General features: G+C 64.2%; 17 protein-coding genes and 5 pseudogenes. 6 read left to right on the forward strand and 16 right to left on the reverse strand.

The features are described 5' to 3' along the window. Positions 1-132: 132 nt before the first annotated feature. Positions 133-432, forward strand: a pseudogene (locus ACFE8Y_RS08845) (IS630 family transposase); the annotation flags it as partial. A gap of 80 nt (positions 433-512) precedes the next feature. Here the strand turns inward: ACFE8Y_RS08845 and ACFE8Y_RS08850 are convergent. The 10 genes and pseudogenes from ACFE8Y_RS08850 to msuE all read right to left on the reverse strand — a co-directional run bounded on the left by ACFE8Y_RS08850 (position 513) and on the right by msuE (position 9,734). Continuing rightward, a complete protein-coding gene (locus tag ACFE8Y_RS08850) occupies positions 513-2,027 on the reverse strand; it encodes a glycosyltransferase (RefSeq protein WP_375464023.1) in 1,515 nt (504 codons plus the stop codon). 10 nt (positions 2,028-2,037) lie between these two features. After that, complete coding sequence (locus ACFE8Y_RS08855; protein WP_375464024.1) at positions 2,038-3,267, reverse strand: glycosyltransferase; 1,230 nt, start codon at positions 3,265-3,267, stop codon at positions 2,038-2,040. 163 nt (positions 3,268-3,430) lie between these two features. Continuing rightward, a pseudogene (locus ACFE8Y_RS08860) lies at positions 3,431-3,634 on the reverse strand (hypothetical protein); the annotation flags it as partial. Between the two features lie 340 nt (positions 3,635-3,974). Continuing rightward, positions 3,975-4,077 (reverse strand): annotated as a pseudogene (locus ACFE8Y_RS08865) (IS481 family transposase); the annotation flags it as partial. A gap of 256 nt (positions 4,078-4,333) precedes the next feature. After that, complete coding sequence (ssuD, locus tag ACFE8Y_RS08870; protein WP_375464025.1) at positions 4,334-5,512, reverse strand: FMNH2-dependent alkanesulfonate monooxygenase; 1,179 nt, start codon at positions 5,510-5,512, stop codon at positions 4,334-4,336. Between the two features lie 17 nt (positions 5,513-5,529). Beyond that, positions 5,530-6,375 carry an ATP-binding cassette domain-containing protein gene (locus ACFE8Y_RS08875; RefSeq protein ID WP_375464026.1) on the reverse strand — a complete coding sequence of 282 codons (846 nt, stop codon included), beginning with the start codon at positions 6,373-6,375 and terminating at the stop codon, positions 5,530-5,532. Then, entirely contained in the window at positions 6,375-7,160 is a 786-nt protein-coding gene (ssuC, locus tag ACFE8Y_RS08880; RefSeq protein WP_375464027.1) for an aliphatic sulfonate ABC transporter permease SsuC, read from the reverse strand. The genes ACFE8Y_RS08875 and ssuC overlap by 1 nt, the downstream gene beginning before the upstream one ends. Next, a complete protein-coding gene (locus tag ACFE8Y_RS08885; RefSeq protein ID WP_375464028.1) occupies positions 7,157-8,191 on the reverse strand; it encodes a sulfonate ABC transporter substrate-binding protein in 1,035 nt (344 codons plus the stop codon). The genes ssuC and ACFE8Y_RS08885 overlap by 4 nt, the downstream gene beginning before the upstream one ends. Positions 8,192-8,196: 5 nt before the next feature. Continuing rightward, on the reverse strand, positions 8,197-9,156 hold the full coding sequence (locus ACFE8Y_RS08890; RefSeq protein ID WP_375464029.1) for an aliphatic sulfonate ABC transporter substrate-binding protein: 960 nt from the start codon (positions 9,154-9,156) through the stop codon (positions 8,197-8,199). Continuing rightward, positions 9,156-9,734, reverse strand: coding sequence for an FMN reductase (gene msuE, locus ACFE8Y_RS08895; RefSeq protein ID WP_375464030.1), 579 nt, complete (start codon positions 9,732-9,734; stop codon positions 9,156-9,158). Before msuE ends, ACFE8Y_RS08890 begins: the two co-directional genes overlap by 1 nt. Positions 9,735-10,315: 581 nt before the next feature. Between msuE and ACFE8Y_RS08900 the strand changes: the two are divergent. The 4 genes and pseudogenes from ACFE8Y_RS08900 to ACFE8Y_RS08915 form a co-directional block, all read left to right on the forward strand. After that, a pseudogene (locus tag ACFE8Y_RS08900) lies at positions 10,316-10,453 on the forward strand (IS701 family transposase); the annotation flags it as partial. 81 nt (positions 10,454-10,534) lie between these two features. After that, a complete protein-coding gene (locus tag ACFE8Y_RS08905; RefSeq protein ID WP_375464031.1) occupies positions 10,535-11,119 on the forward strand; it encodes a helix-turn-helix domain-containing protein in 585 nt (194 codons plus the stop codon). Positions 11,120-11,174: 55 nt separating this feature from the next. Next, on the forward strand, positions 11,175-11,999 hold the full coding sequence (locus ACFE8Y_RS08910) for an aldolase (protein ID WP_375464032.1): 825 nt from the start codon (positions 11,175-11,177) through the stop codon (positions 11,997-11,999). Positions 12,000-12,064: 65 nt separating this feature from the next. Further along, positions 12,065-13,411, forward strand: coding sequence for an MFS transporter (locus tag ACFE8Y_RS08915; RefSeq protein WP_375464033.1), 1,347 nt, complete (start codon positions 12,065-12,067; stop codon positions 13,409-13,411). 610 nt (positions 13,412-14,021) lie between these two features. On the opposite strand, the pseudogene ACFE8Y_RS08920 reads toward ACFE8Y_RS08915, so the two are convergent. Next, a pseudogene (locus tag ACFE8Y_RS08920) lies at positions 14,022-14,270 on the reverse strand (toprim domain-containing protein); the annotation flags it as partial. A 420-nt stretch (positions 14,271-14,690) separates the two neighbouring features. Between ACFE8Y_RS08920 and ACFE8Y_RS08925 the strand changes: the two are divergent. Continuing rightward, positions 14,691-16,031, forward strand: a complete 1,341-nt coding sequence (locus tag ACFE8Y_RS08925) for an APC family permease (protein ID WP_375464034.1) — start codon at positions 14,691-14,693, stop codon at positions 16,029-16,031. A gap of 132 nt (positions 16,032-16,163) precedes the next feature. Here the strand turns inward: ACFE8Y_RS08925 and ACFE8Y_RS08930 are convergent, their stop codons facing one another. The 5 genes from ACFE8Y_RS08930 to ACFE8Y_RS08950 form a co-directional block, all read right to left on the reverse strand. Then, positions 16,164-16,826, reverse strand: a complete 663-nt coding sequence (locus ACFE8Y_RS08930; protein ID WP_375464052.1) for an SAM-dependent methyltransferase — start codon at positions 16,824-16,826, stop codon at positions 16,164-16,166. 486 nt (positions 16,827-17,312) lie between these two features. Further along, on the reverse strand, positions 17,313-18,152 hold the full coding sequence (locus ACFE8Y_RS08935; RefSeq protein WP_375464035.1) for a cytochrome b: 840 nt from the start codon (positions 18,150-18,152) through the stop codon (positions 17,313-17,315). After that, positions 18,149-19,042, reverse strand: a complete 894-nt coding sequence (gene chlG, locus ACFE8Y_RS08940) for a chlorophyll synthase ChlG (protein WP_375464036.1) — start codon at positions 19,040-19,042, stop codon at positions 18,149-18,151. Before chlG ends, ACFE8Y_RS08935 begins: the two co-directional genes overlap by 4 nt. 76 nt (positions 19,043-19,118) lie before the next feature. After that, a complete protein-coding gene (locus ACFE8Y_RS08945) occupies positions 19,119-20,666 on the reverse strand; it encodes an alpha/beta hydrolase (RefSeq protein ID WP_375464037.1) in 1,548 nt (515 codons plus the stop codon). Then, positions 20,663-21,916, reverse strand: coding sequence for a Coenzyme F420 hydrogenase/dehydrogenase, beta subunit C-terminal domain (locus ACFE8Y_RS08950; protein ID WP_375464053.1), 1,254 nt, complete (start codon positions 21,914-21,916; stop codon positions 20,663-20,665). The genes ACFE8Y_RS08945 and ACFE8Y_RS08950 overlap by 4 nt, the downstream gene beginning before the upstream one ends. Positions 21,917-21,991: the final 75 nt, after the last annotated feature.

Below are 21,991 nucleotides of genomic sequence, written 5' to 3' on the forward strand. Positions count from 1 at the left end.
AGCCTCTTCTACTTGGCTGACCCGGCCATCGTCCCGAGCCCTGCACCTGCTGCGGTCGTCGGCGGCACGCCGACCTTCCGGCCGAGACCACCAGCGCGTGCGGGCCGGTCGTGAGGCCGCATCGACGTCAAGTACGCCGTGCACAAGCACCCAAAGGTGCGCGCCTGGCTCGACCGCCACCTGCGTTGGACCTTCCACGTCACCCCGACATCTGCGTTCTGGCTCAACGCCGTCGAGGGTTTCTTCGCCAAGCTCGCAAAACGACGCCTGAGACGCGGCGCGTTCGGATCGCTGATCGAGGTGCAGGCGGCCATCAAGCGCTTCGTCGCCGAAACCAACGGCGACCCCAATCCCTTCGTTTGGACCGCCGACCCGAATCACATCATCCAGGCCGCTAAGCGCGGGCACCAAGTGTCAGATCCGATCCATTAGACCGAGGCGACAAAGTGGCTCGCTTCAGATCGACCCAAAACTAAAATCTTTCTGCTATTTTAAGGTATCTAGTCAGCATATTACATGTCAAATATTATAGAATGAACAGCAATACTGAGTTTCCGACTATCTCCGGATGCGTAGGAAAACTCCGATGCATACAGTTTTATTTCATTCTTGATTTGAAGCATGCCTTCTGGAAGAGAAACGAATACGCTTGTATCGGTGTTCTGAATTTTGGAAACTTTGGCCAGGACGCCATTTATAACGATCGCTAGTGTTTGCTCAGACTCAAGAAATATAGAATGGCAATTAATCGTGAGGCTATCACATTTTGATAGTATGTCTCCAGCAATGAATCTAATCGTTGCGGATGTTCCATTAATCCAAACGTAGCCATCTTCATCATTAGACCATCCAGACACCAGGAAACTCCTGGTTGATTTCGTTCCGAATTGAAGCATCAGTTGGTCTAAGACATTGGTAGCTGACAGAACTTCATCACTGCTAAGCTCCGATTTCGCGAAGCTTTCTCGCCATGAATTCAACTTCGGCGACATTTTTTTCACCAACTTATTATTTCGACGAATATGTGAGATGTAGTTACTAAATCCCGCAGAGTAGGCCAATGGCAATTGATCACAAAACACTAGACATTCGTCAAAATCAAATACCGGTTTTGGGGTCTCTTCTATCCACTGAACAATTTCATACTTCTTATCCTCCCATTGCTTTCGCCCTTCGAAAATAAAGTCCCTTGCATTATCCCCAAGTCGTTTAGCGATCTTGACATCGACATGAGGAGGGGAAGATATGTCAATAGGATATAATATTCCACTATGCCAATTAACTATATATTCATCGTGAGTGCTTGTATTGGGCGCAACTACCACCATCCCAAGTGCCATTGCTTCTAAAAATCCCATCCCAATCCCTTCGCTTAATCGCGGTGCAAAGTATATGTTGCATTCCCTTAGCAACTGCAACATATCCTCCTTGCTTTCCAGCCAAAAGGAATGTGTTACGACCGTAGATTTAAAGGGATTGGTTAGATTAGACGTAAGCGTCTTATCGTCAGGAGCTCTATGGATATGTAACGTTCCGAGTTGTTCGTCAAAAACTCTCCTTACCAAGTTCGCATCAATGCCGTGATCCGGGCGTCTTTCCCAGAGAAAGCCGTTCATTTCCCGCCAACTTCTGTTAATTGTAGGTGGGACTTCTGGGAAATATCTAACTAATAATGACTGACTTTGACATCTCTTCATCTTTGAATGAAGACGACGGGAAAATGATATAATACGCGCCTCATTCAACATCTCCCAATGTGACGGGGGCATATTTTCCGAACCGTCAAACATAGGAATGACTATTGTTGGTACTCCTCTAGCTAGAAATACAGGAGCTAAAAAGTCTAATTGAAAAACAACAACAATGTCTATTGTTTCAAAATCTAGATCCACAAGCCAAGATTCTAAGCTGGACGGATCAACATTTATAATAGTGACTTTAAAATAATTCTCCAGCAAATCAACAAGAAATCTTGTTGATCTTGTCAACGTATGAAATTTGTGGCCGACATATAGTAGATTTCTCATTGTCATCTCGCTACTTGAACCAAGCGCTATATGCAGCCTTGACATCTAGATAGAAACGCTGTCGCGCTTGAACTATCCTGTTAGCCATCGTTGTGGCATCGTAGTCTGCGAGGCTTAACACGGCACGAGGTATTTCGGATATGGAATCAACAACGTCACCCAAATTATAGTAGTTCACTTGCTGGGCAAATGCTGAACCACTAAGCGTAACGCACAACCTTCCAATGCTTGCGGCTTCCATCATTACAGCAGATCCTCTATACTTATAGACATCAACCGCATATGGTAGAAGCACTATATCGCATTGATGATAAAGGCTTCTCATTTTGCTATCTGAAATGACAGGCTCAAGCAATTCTACTCCTTTGAGAGCATAAAGCTGCGACGTATAAGAGTCCCACTGCTCATTACCAGCATAGGGGAGAGTCTGTGTAACAAGCCGGAATTTTTTCCTGGAATTCGCATTGATAATGCTTTTCATGATGTCAAATAGATGGTTGAACCCTTTGTCGATTCTTGCAGAGCCAGCGCATAGTATAGTAAAATATTCTTTCTCGTGAATTGGCAGTTGTCTTGAGGTTTCTGGATACGGTGTCACGTAGGTGAAGATTTCTGTATGTTGAGAAATGTAATTGGAATAGATCGGAGTTTCAGCCGAAAGCCGAATGTCAACTCCTTGTTTCACTGCTTTGTTTATCATTTTTAGTATATGTGATAATGCATCATTCTTAAATGGTGACGCTCCCTCTAGAACACCTATAAATCTTATCAAGATACGGGGGCGTCTGGAGACCTCTATATCAATTACAGCAGAAATAAACCCATATAATCCATAGTAATCGGCACCAGGGAAAAATATCGTGTCCCCGCGGCCAATGCTATAATCATATATTATATTAGCAGCGTCCGAGGTAGAAATTGACTCAAATGGATCTGCTGCGTCTTTTTTATAAAATGGTAACGAACAGATATATTTCTCAAAACTAAATCTGCTCATAATAGGAATTGACTCGTTATAAAGATAATGAAATCGGCGTTCAAAATTGTTAGATGCGGAAATTTCTTGGTCTAATTTCAATGATGCTATGCAAATGACCTCGTCATAGAAATCTTTGCAGTATTCTCGAAAATGATTAAGTGCAGTGATGGCATGGCCAAAGGGTAGAACGCATGCCGGGTCAACAATGAAAATCCTCTTATTAGACTCTGAATTAGACTGGATATCAGAATTTTCAGTCATAATAGCCATCGATGCTTGGGTGGATGATTTACATTTTTCATAATATATAAAATCTGGCCACTTGACTAGATGTCCTATATCAATGTAGCCTATGGTAAAGATATAAATGCTAACCGATTGCCTTGCAATCCTTCTGCCACAACTAAGGCAGATGCCCGGATGGTCAGGCTATTGCGGCCTGTTCGTCGAGGCCTAAGAGCGTCGGGATCGCTGCGCATCTGTATGGTCCTGGGAAGAGACATGACGGATTGAGCCTGAAGCGTTCGGGCTCGTGCGTCCAGGCTTGAAGGATGAACTCAGCGGGCGTAAGGCCGCGCAGAATCCTGAGGCGGCCAGCATGGTTGGAGGCATCCACGAAGAGATGCAGGAGGACACCTCTAATGCCAAACGGGAGTGAGGTCGACTCCGGGGTTCCGCATAGGTGCTCGATCCGCTTCGATCCTGCAACTTGGCAGGGTTTGACACGTCGGCTGCGGTGTTGCTGTGCGAGGATCTGACGGCCGACGATGTTCGGCGTGCGGCCAAGGCGAGCCGGGATTGCGGGGCAGAGCCGGTGGCTCCCGGCGCTGGCCGAGATCTACGATGGTGGCACGCGGACCGACGTGTATGGTCCCGGGATGAGGTGTGACGGATTGAACCTGAACCGATTGGGCTCTTTCGTCCAGGCGTTGAGGATGAACTCGGCGGGGGTGAGGCCGCGCACGGAGTGCCATGGTCGGTGAGCCCGGTGTGGAGGCAGTCAGAGACCGCCTCGATGAAGTCTCGGAGGAACTGCGTCGCCTCCCTCTTGCCAGCGCCCTCACACTCTCTTCACGTAACTGTATCGCGCGACGGATTGCCTCCGTTGTGGTGGCGCTTCCGTGAAGAACTTGGCCCAGAGCGCAGCCCTCGCGGCATGATGAGCAACCGTGTCACCACACCGCGGGATCAAACACCAACGCGTTCAGCCGTTTTGATCTGTCTTGGACATATACGATGACCTGTTTTAGCGTTTCATTTCGATATGGCCAATGGCGGACAATGCTATGACCGAGTGGTTGTTCATCATAACGGGTCGGACATACGCCTATCCATTTGCGCCGACGCGGCGGGCCGGCACGAGGTCGTTGGCGATGATCTCGCCGAAGGGGCCGTCGTTGCGCGCCGTGCCGCCTGCGCGGCCCGTCGTGGCGCGTAACGGCAGCCTCGGGAAGACCAGCTCGGCGAAGCGGTAGGCCTCCTCCAGGTGCGGGTAGCCGGAGAGGATGAAGCGGTCGATGCCGAGATCGATGTATTCCTTCATCCGGTCGGCGACCTGATCGGCCGAGCCGACCAGCGCGGTGCCCGCACCACCGCGCACGAGGCCGACGCCGGCCCAGAGGTTTTGCGAGACCACGAGGTTTTCGCGATTGCCGCCGTGGAGCGCCATCATCCGGCTCTGGCCGACTGAATCCTGCCGCTTCAGCGTCGCCTGTGCCTTCGCGATGGTGGCGTCGTCGAGCTTCGAGATGAGCCGCTCGGCCGCCTCCCAGGCCTCGCCTTCGCTCTCGCGCACGATCACGTGCAGGCGGATGCCGTAGGAGAATCTTCTTCCACGTTCTTCCGCCGCCCGTCGTGCGGAAGAAATCTTCTCGGCGACCTGGGCGGGGGGCTCGCCCCAGGTGAGATACACGTCGCAGTGCTCGGCCGCGACCGCGATGCCGGCGGGCGAGGAGCCGCCGAAGTACAGCGGCGGGTAGGGCTTCTGAACCGGCGGGAAGATCACCCGGCCGTTCTCGGTGCGCAGGTGCCTGCCCCGATACGTCACCGTCTCGCCCGAGAGCAGGCCGCGCCAGATGTGCAGGAACTCGTCGGTGACGGCGTAGCGCTCGTCGTGGGCGAGGAACACGCCGTCGCCCGCCAGCTCCACCGGGTCGCCGCCGGTGACGACGTTGATCAGCAGGCGCCCGTCCGAGATCCGGTCCAGGGTCGCGGCCATGCGCGCGGCGACGGAGGGCTCCTGCAGCCCGGGCCGGACGGCCACGAGGAAGCGCAGGCGTCGCGTCAGGGGGGCCAGCGCCGAGGCGATCACCCAGGAATCCTCGCAGGAGCGCCCGGTCGGCAGCAGCACGCCGTAATAGCCGAGATCGTCAGCCCCCTGCGCGATCTGGCGGAGGTAGGACAGCGAGACCTCGCGCGCGCCCTCCGAGGCGCCAAGATAGCGCCCGTCGCCGTGGGTCGGCAGGAACCAGAGGACGTCGGCGCGCCCGTCGTTCGATGCGGTCATGGGATCTCCATCGCGGCTCAGGCGGCCTGGGGCGCGCCGAGCAGGTGTTCGAGGATGCGACCTTCGAGGGCCGCGAGGTCCGGGTCGCCGCGGCGGCGCGGGCGCGGCACGTCGACCCGGAGGTCGAGACTGACGCGGCCCTCGTCGATGACGAGGATGCGGTCGGCGAGCGCCACCGCCTCGCCGACGTCGTGGGTGACGAGGAGCGCGGTGAAGCCCTGCGCCCGCCAGATCCGCTCGATCAGGTCCTGCATGCCGATGCGGGTGAGCGCGTCGAGCGCGCCCAGCGGTTCGTCCAGCGCCAGCAGGCCCGGCCAGCTCACCAGCGCCCGGGCCAGCGCGACCCGCTGGCGCTGGCCGCCGGAGAGGGTTGCCGGCCACTGACCCGCCTTGTCGGTGAGCCCGACCTCGGCGAGGGCTGCGAGCGCCCGCTCCCGGCGCTCGGCCCGGGAGCCATGCCCGGAGAGGCCGACGGCGACGTTGTCGACGACGCGGGCCCAGGGCAACAGGCGCGGCTCCTGGAACATGATGCGTTTCAGAGGCTCCGCGCAACGCGAACCCGCCTCCGGCCCCTGTAGGGCGATCCGGCCGCCCGTGGGCGCTTCCAGCCCGAGGATGAGGCGCAGGAGGGTGCTCTTGCCGCAGCCGGAGCGGCCGACCACCGCCGTGAACCCGCCGGGCGGCAGGTAGAGGTCTAGCCCGTCGATGACGGTGTTGCCGTCAAAGCTTTTATGGAGATCGCGCACCGTCACACCGATGCCGCGGGGCACGGCGGCGGACGGCGCCATCGCACGGGCGGCGACCGGCGCTTCGCTGCGGCACAGACCGGGCGTCACGTCGGGAGAAACGGCGTCGAGCAGCATCAGGCGCTCCTGTAGGCGGGGTTCCAGGCGAGGCAGGTGCGCTCCAACTGGCGCGTCAGCGCGTCGGCGAGCTTGCCGAGGCCTGCGTAGATCAGGATGGCCAGCACCACGACGTCGACGAGCATGAACTCGCGCGCCTGCATCGCCATGTAGCCGAGGCCGGACGAGGCCGAGATCGTCTCGGCGACGATCAGCGTCAGCCACATGATGCCGAGCGCGTAGCGCAGGCCAACGAAGATCGAGGGCAGCGCGCCGGGCAGCACCACGCGGCGGAACAGCTCCGCATTCGACATGCCGTAGACACGGCCCATCTCGACCAAGGTCGGATCGACCGAGCGGATGCCGTGCAGCGTGTTGGCGTAGATCGGGAAGAACACGCCGAGCGCCACGAGGAAGAGCTTGGCCTCCTCGCCGATGCCGAACCACAGGATCACCAGGGGGATCAGCGACAGGTGGGGCACGTTGCGCACCATCTGCACCGAGGTGTCGGTCAGCCGCTCGGACAGGCGCGACAGGCCGTTGGCGAGCCCGAGCCCGAAGCCGATGCCACCGCCGACCGCGAAGCCCGCGAGCGCGCGCAGGGTGCTGACCCCGAGATTCGTCCACAGCTCGCCGGTGCGCCCGGCTTCCCATCCGGCCCGCACCACGTCGAGGGGAGCCGGCATGAAGCGGTTCGAGACGAGGCCGGCCGAGACCGCGGCCTGCCAGCCGGCGAGGATCACGGCCGGCAGCAGCCAGGGCACGGCCGCACCCCGGATGCGATCGAGCGTCATGTGGGGTCTCATCGGATCTCCGCCTTGCGATCGGGCCGATGGTCGGGCCATGCCCAGACCGCATCGGCCACGCGAATGGGTTTCGGCAGGAGGCCGAGTCCGTGGAAGGCGTCGGCGACCTGCTGCTGGTCGGCGACCGTCCGCGCATCGAGGGGTGCGACCCCGTAGGAGAGCCGCGCGAGCGCCACCGCGAGCACCGGCGCCGGGATGCCGACCGAGGGTGCGAGCTCGCTCGCCACCGCATCGGTGTTGCTTGCGGCCCACGCATCGACCTCGCCGACCGCCGTCAGCACGGCGGAGACGATCTCCGGATTGGCGTCGGTGAAGGCCCGCCGCGACAGGTAGAACTGGCGGTTGGGCACCACGCCGTCGCCATCCGCCAGCACGCGGGCGCCGGTGGCGCGTTCGGCGGCGGCCAGATACGGGTCCCAGATCGCCCAGGCATCGACGGAACCGCGCACGAAGGCGGCGTTGGCATCGGCCGGCCCGAGGAAGGCGAGCTTCACGGCATCGTAGGGCACGCCGGCCTTCTCCAGCGCGCGGACGAGCAGGAAATGGACGTTCGAGCCCTTGTTGAGGGCTATGGTCCGGCCGCGCAGGTCGGCCACGTTCCGGATCGGGCTGTCCTTCGGCACCAGGACCGCCTCGCCGCGCGGGGCCGGCGGCTCGGCGCCGACGTAGCGCAGGTCGGAACTCGCGGCCTGCGCGAAGATCGGCGGCGCCTCGCCGGCCGAACCGAAATCGATCGCGCTGGCGTTCAGGGCCTCCATCAGCGGCGGCCCCGACGGGAACTCGGACCACGCGAGTTCGATGCCGAGGGCCTTCAAGGTGCGCTCCAGGTTGCCCCGGCCCTTGAGCAGCACCAGCGAGCCGTATTTCTGGTAGCCGATCCGCACGGTTACGCCGGCGGCCCGCGCCGGGCGCAGGGCGAAGGCGGTGGCGAGCCCGAGCCCGGCCGAGAGCAGCGCGCGGCGGCTCGGCGGGACGCGGCGGGTGAGCCGCAGCGACGCCGCAAGCGGGCGATGGACAGGTCGGTCGGTCATGGGGCTCAGCCGTTGCGAGGGGGTGCGGTCCAGACCGCGTCGGCCACGCGGATCGGCTTGGGGATCAGCTTCAGGGCGTGGAAGCGGTCGGCGATGGCCTGCTGCTCGGCGGCGACGCGCGCGTTCATCGGTCCGATGACGTAGTCGGTGCGGTCGACCGCCCGCCGCGTCGCGGCCAGCGGCACGCCGGTGCCCTGCGACAGGAGCGTGGCGACCTCGCCGCGGTGCTGCGTGCACCACGTCGCCACGCCGGTGAGCGCGTCGATCGTCTCGGCGAGCACCGCGGCGCGGGTCTCGGCGAACGACCGGCTCGCCAGGAAGAAGTTGTTCTGCCGGGCGATGTCGGCGGCGGTGGCGAGCACGCGCACCCCGTCCCCGGCCTCCCCGATCGCGAAGTAGGGGTCCCAGATCGTCCAGGCGTCGATGCTGCCGCGGGCGAAGGCGGCCGCCGCGTCGGCCGGGGCCAGCGTCACCGGCTCGATGTCGGCATAGGTCAGCCCCGCCTTCTCCAGGGCTGCAACCGTGAGGTTGTGCGCGCTCGACGCCTTGGCGAAGGCGACGCGCCTGCCCTTCAGGTCGGCGAGCGTCCGGAGGGCGGAGTCCTTCGGCAGCAGGATCCCCGAGCCCGAGCCGCCGGCCTCCTGCGCCGCCGCGTAGACGAGGCTGGAGCGCGCGGCCTGCGCGAAGATCGGCGGGGCGTCGCCGGTCTGCCCGAAGTCGATCCCGTCGAGCGACAGCGCCTCCAGCAGCGGCGGGCCGAACGAGAACTCGACCCAGCGCACGCCGTGGCCGAGCGCTTCCAAGCGCTTCTCGATCACCCCCTGCTGCTTGGCGACGACCAGGATGCCGTTCTTCTGGTAGCCGATGCGCAGCACGCCGGCATCGGCCGCGCGGGCGCCGCGCAGCGTCGGGACGGCGGCGAGCGCCGCGGCCAGCAGGGTGCGCCGGTCGAGGATCGTGCGCATCACTCGGCCGCCTCGAGAGGGATCGGCTCGGCCGCCACCGCCGCGCGGTGCGCGAGCAGAGACGCGAGCTGTCCGCCTGCCTCGGCGGCACGCGCGCGCACGCCGGCATCGCTCAGCGCGCCGTCGCTGAAGTCGATGTCGGAGGCGTAGACGGCGGTGGGGACCTGCAGCGCGCCGAAGAAGCCGAAGAGCGGGCGGAAGCCGTGCTCGACGACCAGCGCGTGGCGCGCCCCGCCGCCGGTGGCGACGATGGCCACGGGCTTGCCCGCCAGCGCGCCCGGATCGACGAGATCGAACAGGTGCTTGAACAGCCCGGTATAGCCGCCCTTGTACACCGGCGAGCCGACGACGAGCCCGTCCGCCTCCTCGATCGCATCGAGCACTCGCCGGGCGGGCAGCGGGAGCTGGTCGCGCGTCCAGGCCGCGCCGAGACCGGGGCCGGCGTCGACGAAGTCGAAGATGCGCCCCTCGAACGGCGCCCGGCTGCAAGCCTCGCGCAGCACGGCGTCGACGAGGGTGCGCGTCTTGGAGGGCCGCTGCACGTTCGCGCTCAAGCCGACGAGTCTCGGTCGTGTCATTGCGGAAGCCTTGCGATGATAAGAGGTGCTGGACCGGAACCGATCGGCAACCACGCGACCGTTCTTTAGAGCCGTGCCCGATCCCGTTGGATCGGGCACGGCTCTCAGTCCTTAGCTTGGTCACGCGCTCTGACGACGAACCGGCGTCCACTTCGTCGGAAAGATCTTTGATCTGAATACACCACAGTCGCTGTTTGCAACAGATAAGATCAATGAAAGAGAATTTTTAATATAACCAAAATTCAAGATCATCGTCCTCATTTTCCGGAGATTCAGGCTATTTTTATCCCGACATGATCCAAACCGAACGAGGGTGCGCGGAAGGTCATGCCCTGTGATCCGCGAGTGCGTGCGTTGGGTTGACCGGCAGACGTCCGGGTAAGCGAAGGAAACTTTTTCCTATTGCTCACCGCGAATAAATATTTCTCCACCAGATCCTGGATGCGGGTCGATGCGAGGCCAGTGCTGGCAGGGCACCTGCGCTGCCTCTGTCGGCGGGCTTCCGTCCCGTTCGTGCCGCCGTTCCCCGCGCGACCTCATCGGGGATTGGGCAAGCATGGCTGATGTGTTGTTTCCTGACGATGGCGCAGGGTCGGGACCAAACCCGGGATCTTGATGCGTGGCTGGCCCCCTGCCTGTCCGTGATGGGGCGCAAGACCCGCCGGGCCTGGGCGCCGCTCTATCTTCGGGGCCTGCTCGGCCCGGGTGGCAGACGTGCAGCAGATTGAGAGACGCATCGGGCTCACATCCTGCACCTTCCCGTCGAAATCGATCCTTTCGTCCTCGCAGGTAGCCTCCCGATGCCGCAGCCGCAAAGCGCAGGAGCCGTGCAGGAGCCCCGGACGACACTCGCCGCACGCATCGCCTTCCTGCGTCGTCAGCGCGGCCTCACCCTCGATCAACTCGCGCAGACGACCGGACTGACCAAGAGCTACTTGTCGAAGGTGGAGCGCGGGCTCTCCGTCCCATCCATCTCCACGGCCATGCGCCTCGCAGGCAGCTTCGATCTCAGCGTCGGACAATTGCTCGGAGAGAACCAGTACTCGGACGCCATTTCGATCGTTCGACAAAGCGAGCGCCCGTCGTTCATGCGCAGCGGCAGTGCCTCCGGCTACGACTACGAACTGCTGGCCGGCAACAAGCGCTTCAAGAATATGGAGCCATACATCATGCGGCCGCCCCTCGCATTTCAGGATGATCGGCGCTTTGAGCATGCAGGGCAAGAGATGATCTTCGTGATCTCAGGGGCCATCGAACTCGAGTACGGATCAGAAAGTAATATTCTGTACGTTGGCGACTGCGCTTATTTCGATGCACACCTTCCGCACCGCTCCCGGTCGCTGGGACCCGCGATCGCCGAAGCACTCGTCGTCGTCACCACTTGAGCGGCGCGGCGCCGAAATAGGCAGGCCGTTGACCAATATTCTTGCATGACACGTTGTGTCATTCGTGGTGTTCTTGCTGTCTCTGCCGAGGGGAACCGCCATGAATGTGATCGTGCGCGACAAGGACACCTACCACCAGCAAACCACCGAGCGGATGGATCGGCACTTCACGCTGCCGGAGTGGTCCACACGGCAGAAGCTGGCGCTGGCCTGCCGCATCCTCGCGGCGGAGGGTCACGATTCGGGTTTGGCCGGTCAGGCGACGGCGCGCGGCGAACGTCCCGGCACCTACCTGATGCTGCGCTTCGGGCTGGGTTTCGACGAGATCACGACCGATAACCTTCTACTCGTCGACAACGATCTCAACGTCCTCGAGGGCGAGGGCATGCCCAATCCTTCCAACCGCTTCCATCTCTGGATCTACCGGGCGCGGCCGCATGTCGCCTCGATCATGCACACGCACCCGCCCCACATCTCGGCCCTGTCGATGATCGGCGTGCCGCTCGCCGTCTCGCACATGGACACGACGCTGTTCCACGAGGATTGCGCTTGGCTCCGGGAATGGCCCGGGACGCCCATCGGCGACGAGGAAGGCCGCATCATCTCGGAGGCTCTCGGCGACAAGCGGGCAATCCTGCTCGCGCACCACGGGCAACTGGCCGCGTGTGAGAGCGTCGAGGAGGCCACGATCCTCGGTATGTTCATGGAGCGCGCTGCCAAGCTCCAGCTGCTCGCGATGTCGGCAGGCACCATCCTGCCCGTTGATCCCGCGCTGGCGCAGGAGGCTCACGACTATCGCCTGAAGCCGAAGGCGATCGCGGCGACCTTCGCCTACTACAGCCGCCGCGTTCTGCGCGTCGACGACGCCGTTCTCGGCTGAGAACGCGGTCCACGACCAATCGAGGTCGCGCCGGCCTCGATCACCCTCAAACCATGGAGGATGTGATGGCGGAGCCTTCCCAGGCCGTGGGCCGAGTCCTGCCTACCGAGGCGACCTCAGGGCTCAAGGCGTCGACCCGGTCCGCGCCCAGCACCCGGGTGGTGGTGGCGAGCGCGTTCGGCACGGTCGTGGAGTGGTACGATTTCTTCGTCTATGGCACCGCTGCGGCGCTCGTGTTCGGGAAGCTGTTCTTTCCTGCTACGGATCCGCTTACCAGCACGCTCGCCGCCTTTAGCGTCTACGCGGTCGGATATCTCGCTCGGCCTCTCGGCGGCCTCATCTTCGGCCATTACGGAGATCGTATAGGCCGGCGTTCGATGCTGGTCCTTTCGCTGCTCCTCATGGGCGCCGGCACGTTTCTCGTCGGCCTGCTGCCGACCTATGAGCAGGCCGGCATCCTCTCGCCCATCTGCCTCGTGCTGCTCCGCCTCGTTCAGGCGATCGGATTGGGAGGCGAGTGGGGCGGCGCGGTCCTGATGGTCGCGGAGACCGCGCCCGCGGCGCGGCGAGGGCTTTTCGGGAGCTTCGTCCAACTCGGCAACCCGATCGGTCGCCTCGTCGCCACCGGTGTGTTCGCGCTCGCCACGCGCTTGCCGGAAGCCGAGTTCCTCCGCTGGGGTTGGCGCCTTCCCTTCCTCGCGAGCATCCTGCTGGTTCTCGTCGGCCTCTTCATCCGGACCCGGCTCGACGAGACACCGGTGTTCAAGGGCCTGCAGCGGACCGGCGCGACCGCGCGGACGCCGATCCTCGAGGCGTTGACGGCCTTCCGCCGAGAGACCGTGATCGCGATCGGGCTCAAGGTGACCGAGGTGGCCTGGGTCGGCATCCTGACCGTGTTCGCCGTGTCCTACCTTACGACGCAACTCGGTATGGCGAAGTCCTTCGTGCTCGATGCCGTGACGTTGGCGACCTTCGTCGAGCTCTTCGTGATGCCGTTGTCGGGTTGGCTGTCAGATAAGTTCGGGAGGCGCTCGATTTACCTCATAGGAACCGGGTTCGGTATCGTCTTCGCATTTCCTCTATTCTGGCTGCTGGACTCTCGTGATCCAACGATTGTCCTTGGAACGATCGTCTTAGGGGTTTGCTTGGCGCAAGGCATGGTGTTCGCGCTCCACGCGAGCTTCATGCCGGAATTGTTCGGCACACGGGTGCGCTACAGTGGCATATCACTCGGGTTTCAGGTCGGTGCGGCGATCGGCGGGGGCCTGACGCCCGTGATCGCGGCGGCATGCGTGGGCTGGAGCGGCGGCTCGACGTGGCCGGTCTCGCTGTTCCTGACGATCCTCGGGAGCCTGACATTCTGGGCCGTGCTCAGCACACGCGAAACTTCGGGCTCGAGCATGGAAGCTTAGCTTGCCGCGATGATGGGCGGTAGTCCAGGCGGCGCGATCATCTGCGCATCATGAGGCAGTGATGGATCTAGATCCTTCGAGCAAAGAAAGAGGTATGGCTAATCTGCGGCGTATCGCCGATGCACTCGGAAGGCCGATCGAGTCTTTCTATCAAAGCAGCTTGGTCGGCGAGGAAGCCGAGCGGCTCGAACTGCTGCTTCTATGGGATCGCATATCAAATTCGCAGGGCCGACGCCGCCTATTGAGCCTCGCGCGAAAGGAGGCGGAACGAGAGGGTCATCTGGATGACACTTAGCGGAATGCTGATTCGAGCGCTACCAAGAAAGATGACATTCTTCAGTTTTTCATAGTACTCGATCTATTCTCTGAGATCATAGCCCGTCCTGTGCGAAGTGAATAAAGCTTGTGTGAACTTAGATTTTCGAGTCAAGTGAGCTTAGCCCCTGGGCCAAGTCATAAGTTGCGCGATGACTGAGGCTCAACCGCGCTTTCGGATCGACGCTCCTGCCGAAACGCTGATGGGACATGGGCGCCATAGTGGATGCGGGGCTCGGTGAACGGCGCGAGCTCGACGCTGAGCGCGTCGAGGAAACCCATTAGCTCGGTCTCGCTATCGCGGGTCGGCGAAGCGGAAGGGGTCGGTCGGGGCGAGCTGGCTCAGAAGGCGGACGGGCAGGGATGAAACGCTCTCAGTGACGAGGTCGTCGTTGAAGTCGCCGCGAATCGGCACGAGCGGCCAGACGTCGATGCCTTTCGTCTCGGCATGGCCAGTGAGGCGCTCGGCGGCACGCAGCCCTGCCGGATCGGCGTCCTGGGCGATGTAGAGGTGGCGCAGCCCCTCCGGCGGCGGCAGCGCGGCGAGATGGGTGGCCCGAGAGCGCTGCGACGCAGGGCAGGCTCGGCAGGGCCGAGCGCATCGCCAGCATGGTCTCGATGCCCTCGTCCGCCCGTGAGCACTCCGTCCGGCGTCCCGAAGCGCACGCCGTGCCCGAGCAGGTTACCCATCGTCAGGCGCCGCATCGCGAGGGGCGCCTTGCGGACCCGTCGCGAGCCAGCCATGTCCGCTGCACACCGGTGATCCGGCCGGACAGGTCGGTGACCGCGGCGATCAGCGTCGGCCAAGTCGTCATCGTCGTCGCGATGGTAGCAGGCGGGATGGTAGTGTTCGACCAACCACGCGCCATATTAAGAATTTCTCGCAATGGGATAGGTATTGCAGATGAGCGTCCGCATAAGATAAGTCGCTGTGGCTTTTCAGAGGCCATGGCGGACAAAAGTCATGACCGGCAATTCAACCGCCAGAACCTCGCCGGCAGTCTCGACCCTGGCGGCGACGGCCCTCGTGGTGGCCGACATGGTCGGCGTCGGAGTCTTCACCAGTCTCGGGTTCCAGGTGACGGACATCTCGTCCGGTTTCACGCTGCTGCTGCTGTGGTTCGTCGGCGGAATCGTCGCGCTTTGCGGGGCGTTCAGCTACGCCGAGTTGGCTGCGATGTTTCCCCGTTCCAGCGGCGAGTACAATTTCCTCACGCGCGCATACGGTCCGGCGGTCGGCTTCATGGCGGGCTGGCTCTCGGCCACGGTCGGGTTCAGTGCGCCGGTGGCGCTCGCGGCGATGGCGTTCGGGCAATATGCCAAGGCGATCCTGCCGGGGGTGCCGCCGCTTCCGCTCGGCCTCGCGGTCCTCTGGGCCCTCTCAGCCATCCGCCTGCGCGGGGGGCGCCATGGCAACACGATCCAGGTCGGCTTCACGCTGCTGAAGCTCGCGCTGATCGCGGCCTTCATCGTTGCGGGCTTTGCCAGGGGCGGCGGCCAGCCGATCAGTTTCGCCCCAAGCGCGTTCGACCCGGCGCAGATCTTCAGCGCCGGCTTCGCGGTGAGCCTCGTGTTCGTGATGTACGCCTACTCGGGCTGGAACGCCGCGACCTACATCGTCGGTGATCTGGCCGATCCGCGCTACAGCCTGCCGCGGGCGCTGTTCGTCGGGACGGGCCTCGTGCTCGTGCTCTACGTCGTGCTGAACGCGGTGTTCCTCTACACCACGCCGCTCGCGGAACTCGCCGGGCAGATCGATGTCGCCCTGATCAGTGGCCGGCACGTCTTCGGCGAGGAGGGTGGCCGTCTCGTCGGCGTCCTGATCTGCGCCGGCCTGATCCCGACCATCGGCGCGATGATGTGGATCGGTCCAAGCGTCACGGTGGCGATGGGCGAGGACGTGCCGCTCCTGCGCCTGTTCGCGCACCGCTCCCGCACCGGCGTACCCGTGGCCGCAATCCTCCTCCAGTGCGTCGTCGCGAGCCTCCTGCTCCTCACGCAGAGCTTCGAAGCGGTGCTCGACTTCATCCAGTTCAGCCTCACCTTCTGCTCGTTCCTGACGGTTCTCGGCCTGATCAGGCTGCGGATCACCCGGCCGGATCTGCCGCGGCCCTGCCGGACCTGGGGCTATCCCGTCACGCCGCTGATCTTCCTGTCCGTCACCCTGTTCATGCTGGTCCACCTCGTCGCCGTCCGGCCGCTTCAGTCGCTCGCAGGCTTCCTCCTGATGCTGGTCGGCCTCCTGCTGTACGGCGTCGCGACAGCGCAGGCGCGAAGCAAAGCTAGGAAGGCACTTCCGCGATAAGACGGCTTATCCGCCTCGCGAGCCACTTCAAGCAATGGCTACACCGTACGATCAAGCCCCAATAGGCCTCGCATCGCGGGATCGAATGCTCCACCAGAATCGATCGTGGCGCCCGCCGAGCACCGAATGCGATCACCGGACAGAGCGCGCATCGGACTTGATGGCTCGCAACACATCGAGACGATACTCGGCGGTTCGCGACTGCGTCAGGACCCGTGCAAACCCACGCGCGCCTGCGATGAAGCCTTCGGCGGCATCGTCGCCGGAGAGCGGGTAGTGGGTGATGCCGAGCCAGTGAACCAGCACGATGTCTGCGTCGGGCAGCAACGCGCCCTCGACGCGCGCGACGAGGCGCGCGAGATCGGCGCGGTCGAGATAGTAGGCCACCTCCGAGATCACGATCAGGTCGAACCGCCCGTCCGGCCAATCGCCGGGAACGGCGGCGAGCTTGAAGCTCACGTTCGGGCAATCGGCGCACCGCGCACGTGCGGCGTCCAGCACGGACGGCACCACGTCGAGCCCGATCAGCGCGTCGCAGCGGGGGCACAGTTGGTGGGTGAACACACCGATCGAGCAACCCACATCCAGACCGGACACGTAGTGGGACCGCGGCAGTGCCGCGAGCGTGGCCGCGTACTTGTCACGCTCGTAGGCGCTCGTGGCGAAGCGCCAGGGGTCGGCTTCGGTGGCGTACATGCCCTTGAAGTAGTCCGGATCGAGGGTGGTCGGTCGACGGCCCGTCGGGGTATCGGCCGGCACGCCGGGACCCGTCTCCGCGCCCACGGCTCCTTCCATCCCGAGCAGCGTGCTCGTGACGACGGCGCCCCCAGATTGCAGCATGAGGCGGCGTGACTGTCTTTTGCGGTCGCGCACGATAAGCCTCACCGCGTCCATCGGCGTGTGAGGATGCAACTTCGCTTGGTAGGAACAGTTCCGAGGCGCAAACACGGGTCTGGTTGTGAGGGCCCGCGTTGGCGCCGCTGTGCGCCAACAGCAGACATTGGCTCGATGCCAGCAAGGAGACCTTCGTTAATCCGATTCGGCAATGTCGGATGTCCCTCCAGAATCAAACGTTGATCATCGGACCAACAACGACCGGAACTGACCGAAAACAAGACGGCAGCTTTCGGGTCACCAATAGCCCGAAGCAGGTGTCGCTATTGGTGCGATTCGTCTAGATAATTCAATTTTTTTCGGTAATACACCCAGATGTAAATTGTTAATGCACCTAGTTTTTATGCCTGCGGTCGTTTGGCGCATTATAGCGGGCTGCGCAGTTCGTCACGTGATCATTCGTCGAACGTCTTGGAAGCGTTCGTCCGCGAAGTGACGTTTGATCACGGCGCCGACGTGGGCCAGGATAGCCGCATAGAAGAGGGCCGGAAGCAGCCATCCATGCATCGCGGCCCAGGTCGCAACCCGATTCACGTCCGGCGTGACGACCTGCGGAAGATGCCAGCCGTAGAACCAGACATCCTCGCCCTGATAGGCGGACATCAGCAACCCGCTCACGGGGAAGGCGACGATCAGACCGTACAGGAGTCCGTGAAGCGTCCGGGCGACCCGGCGCTCCCAGGGTTGGAGCGCCTGCGGCAATCCGGGGGCGGGCGTCGTCAGCAGCACGGCGATCCTGAGGACGACGACGATGACGAGGGTCAGGCCCATCGATTGATGCGCGGCGAGGAAGTCGGCGCGCTCCGGTGAGCCCCCCGGCAGGACCGACAGGAACAGACCCATCGGCAGGCTGCAGAGCATCAGCGTCGCCGTGATCCAGTGGGCGTAGCGCGACAGCAGCCCGAACCGGGCCGCCCCGTTCCGCAGGGGCGGCGCGGACGCCGTGCGCCGCATCTGCTTCCACGCCGCCCACAGGAGGAACGGCACCGCCGCCCCCGCGACGAGGGCCTGCGCGTTGAGGACGAAGGGTTTGATACGGTCGAGCGGCGCCGCCGCGTCCGTCCGGGCCGCGAAGGTCCCGTCGAAGTCGGCCAGCAAAATCGAGAGGACGATCATCGCCAAGCCGAGGGCGACGACGGCGGTTCCGGCCGCGCGCAGCCAGCGATTGGCATGGTTGAGCGTCACCGCGAGAACCACGGCCAGACTCAGGTATCCCGCCGCCATCATCCGATCAGCCCCCGCACCGCGATGGCACTCGCCAGCATGCCGAACACGTAGAGCGGCACCCCGAAGCCGCTGTACCAGATCGCACGCTCGGTCGGGGCGGCGAGGAAGCGCTGCATCATCAGGAGTTGTCCGGCGAGCAGGACGACGACGACCGCGGCCTCGATCGCCCCGCCCCAATGCAGGAGCAGCCCGATCGCGACGACCTGCGGCAGCGCCATCACCCAGCAGGCGACGCGCGCCGCACGCGCGGCCCCGAGCATCGCCGGGAGCGAGCGGATACCCATCCGGAGGTCGCCCGGGACCGACTTGAAGTCGTTGAGCGTCATGATGCCGTGGGCGCCGAGGCTGTACAGGAGCGCGAGGATCAGGGTCGGGGCCGGCGGCAGGGCGCCCCCGATCATCACCGCCGCCCCGGTCACCCAGGCGAGGCCCTCGTAGCAGAGGCCGCAGGCGAGGTTGCCCCACCAGCCGTTGCGCTTCAGCCTCAGCGGCGGCGCGCTGTAGGCCCAGGCCAGCGCCAGCCCGACGAGTCCCGCGGCGAAGACCCAGCGCCCCAGGGCGAGCGCCACCGCGAGGGACAGCGCCGTCCACGCCAGGGCGATCCGGAACCCCCAGGTGCCGGGGATGCGCCCCGAGGGGATCGGCCGGTCCGGCTCGTTGATGGCGTCGACCTCGCGGTCGTACCAGTCGTTCGCGGCCTGGCTCGTGGCGCAGACCAGGGGGCCGGCGAGCACGATGCCGGCCAGCGCAAGCCCCCAGCGGCCGGCGAGCGGCACCCCCGACGCCACGACGCCGCAGCCGAAGGCCCACATCGGCGGGAACCACGTCACCGGCTTGAGCAGTTCCAGCACGGCCGAGGGGGCGGGCGTGGTCCGGGTCTTCGCGATCATGCTCTGTTGTCCAGGATGCGCCGGCAGCGGGCCCGATGCCGCGCGCGTGGATCGATCGGCCCTGTCGCGGTCCCGATCACCCGGCCAGCAGCGGGAACGTGACGCCGATCGCCCAGGCGAAGGCGATCGCGTCGGCGATCCCGGCCACCCAGGGATGGCCGGTGCGCCGGTAGGCCCAGGTGCCGATCAATCCGTAGACGAGGAAGAACAGCACGATCACCGGCACGATGATCACGAGGAAGAACAGGCGCCCGAAATCGAGCCCGACGGCGAGCCCCAGCGACACCAGGAAAGCCAGTTTCGAGGCGGCGTAGGCGCCCCGCCCGGCGCTCGGCCCGCGGGTCAGCCACGCGTCGGCGAGGAAGAAGGCGAGCGTGCCGACGAGCATCGCCAGGACGAGGACGACCCGGTTCGGCCCCGGCACGAACGAGGTCACGTAGGCGTCGATCGGTAGGGCGAGGCCGACGAACCCGTAGAGCGTGACGGCCAGAGCCGCGGCCACCAGCGCCGCGACCGCGAGCGGCGGCGTGATGTCCCGCGCGTGGGCCGAGCGACGCCGCAGCCACCGGAGGCAGGCGGCGGTGAGCAGGCCGTAAACCGCGAAATGAGCCGCCAGGTAATCCGCGACCAGCACCGGCAGGACGTGGGTCGGCAGCACGCACAGGACGAGCGGCGTGGCGACGGCGGGGACAACGAGCGCCGGCCACAGGCGCCGCCAGCCGAGGTCCGCGCCGAGGGGGATCCGGCTGACCACCGGCAGGAGATGCGAGGCCGGCCAAGCCAGCATCACGACGCCCGCGAGCAGCACGAGGATCCACGGGCCGCGCCGATCGAGCGGCCCCCGCGCGGGAGGCGACCGCCCGAAGGCCCCGTCGAGCCAAGCGACGGCCTCCTCCAGACCGGCGCGGGCGTAGAGCACGCCGACATGCTCGACGCCCTCCGAGACCGCGGCCCAGCGCGCCGTGCCGGCGGCGGGATCGCCGTAGGTGACGTTCTCGCGCGGAGGCTCGGGCGCCGAGGCGAGCCCCACCGCCCGCAGGGCCTCGCGACGCAGGGCACCTTCCCAGCCGCCGACGATGACGAGCAGGTCGGGCGGGCTCTCCCGCGTCACGGCCGGCGAGAACATCGAGACCGCGACGGTGGCGGCCACGCCCGGCATCTCCTGCGCGACGCGGACGACGATATCCGAAGCCATCGAGTGGCCGAGCACCGCGAGGCGCCCATCCCCGAGAATGCGGACCTGTCCGGCGACCGTCTTGGTCGCCTCGACGAGGGTCCGCGTGGCGCCGTCCTCCCGGGTGATGCTGCCGGTCAGCGGCGCCGGGTTCCGGCCGTGGCCGGGAAAGTCGAAGGTCACGGCGACGTAGCCGGCATGCGCCAGGGTGGTGGCGAAGGGCAGCATCAGCTGCTGCGATCCGGCAAAGCCGTGGGCGATCACGACGACGGGGCCGGCCGGCCCGGCCTCCCTGCGGAAGACCGTCGCCGGGGTCCCGTCGATCGAGAGCGCCTCGATCGCGAGCCCGTCCGTCTCTGCGCGCAGGTGCCGGAGCGCTGCCGCGATCGCCCCGAGCGCCAGGGCCGCCACCGCCGCGCGAAAAGCCCTCTGCCGATGGGACAGCCTCACGGCAGCCTGAGCCGGCGGGCGGTGGCCGGTGCGTCGCCTCGCGGCCGTTCGTCGGCGGCCGGATGCAAGCCATAGGGTGCGACGAGCGCCCAGACATGGGGCGGCACCATCGTGCGCAGGCGGCGCGGACGCTCGCGGCGCAGGTGGAGCACCGTCTCGACGGCCTTCATCTCGAGGCGGGCGCGGGCGAATTCGAGCCCGCGCGGCCCGAACCGCGGCATCAGCCAGCCGACGATCGGGCGCACCCAGTCCGGCATGCGGCGCAAGGGGAGGCCCCCTGCCGCGCGCGCGACGTTGGCGAGAAACCCCTTCACCGGACCCTGACGCTTGCCGGCGCTGCCGGGCGCTGCGGTGCAAACCTCGGAGCCCAGGAGGTCGAGCAGTTCCTCGCCGCGGGCGTTGCGGACGATGAGCCACTGCTCCCCGGCGCCGGCCATGTAGCCGACCGTGATGTCCGAAAGGGCGTTGGTGTAGTCGACGCAGGTCCGGCAGGTCAGCGGAAAGAAATCCGGCGGCAATCGCGAGATCGGCAGTTGCAGGAACGGGATCGCCTTCACCCGCCCGTCCGCGAAGCGCAGCTCGACGTGATAGTCGGCGCGGAACTCGAGGTAGACGATGGTCTCGGGATCGTCGGCGAGCAGGGCCAGGAATTCGTGGAAGCGCTCGGTCGTCGTGTTGTCCGAGCACGGCGTGCCGATCACGTAGAGCCGCTCGAGCCCGAGTTCCGCTTCGAGGGCCCGCAGCGCGTAGACTTGGCAGGGTATGCCGATGACCGCGAGCCGCCGGTAGCCCCGCGCGCGCGCCGGCTCCAGCAGCGCGAGCAGCGGCGCGTAGCCCATCCGCATGCCGCGGCAGGCCGCCATCCCCTCCGGCCGCGTCACCAGGACGGGCACCGGCCGCCAGCGGTCGGCGGGATCCGGCGCCATCGTCAGGACGGCCTCGACCGCTCCGGTCTCCAGAAGCCGTTCGGCGAGGCGCGTCGCGATCCCGCTCCACTGCGCGCCCGCGAGGGGCCGGATCAGGCTGGCCCGGAGCATCCTCCGGAACGGCCCGAAGTAGCTTTCGTCGGGACGTGCCGCGTCCCGCGCCCTGCCGTGCACCTGAGCCTCCAGCGCGGGATAGTCGGGCCTGATGAATTGGCAGGCCCGGCCGCACCGCTTGGGATCCGACGAACGCGAAATCCCACAATCCGTACAGAGATCGCGGGGCTCGGCGTCCGCGAAAGCTGGCATCTGGATAGCGGGCTGCATGTCGGCCGGTCGATCGACAGGAAGCGCAGTCACCAACTCTTCCTCAACTTGATTTAATGTTTATTTTTTGTATTT

The organism is uncultured Methylobacterium sp. (assembly GCF_964242245.1).
In the GTDB taxonomy this organism is placed as follows: Bacteria; Pseudomonadota; Alphaproteobacteria; order Rhizobiales; family Beijerinckiaceae; genus Methylobacterium.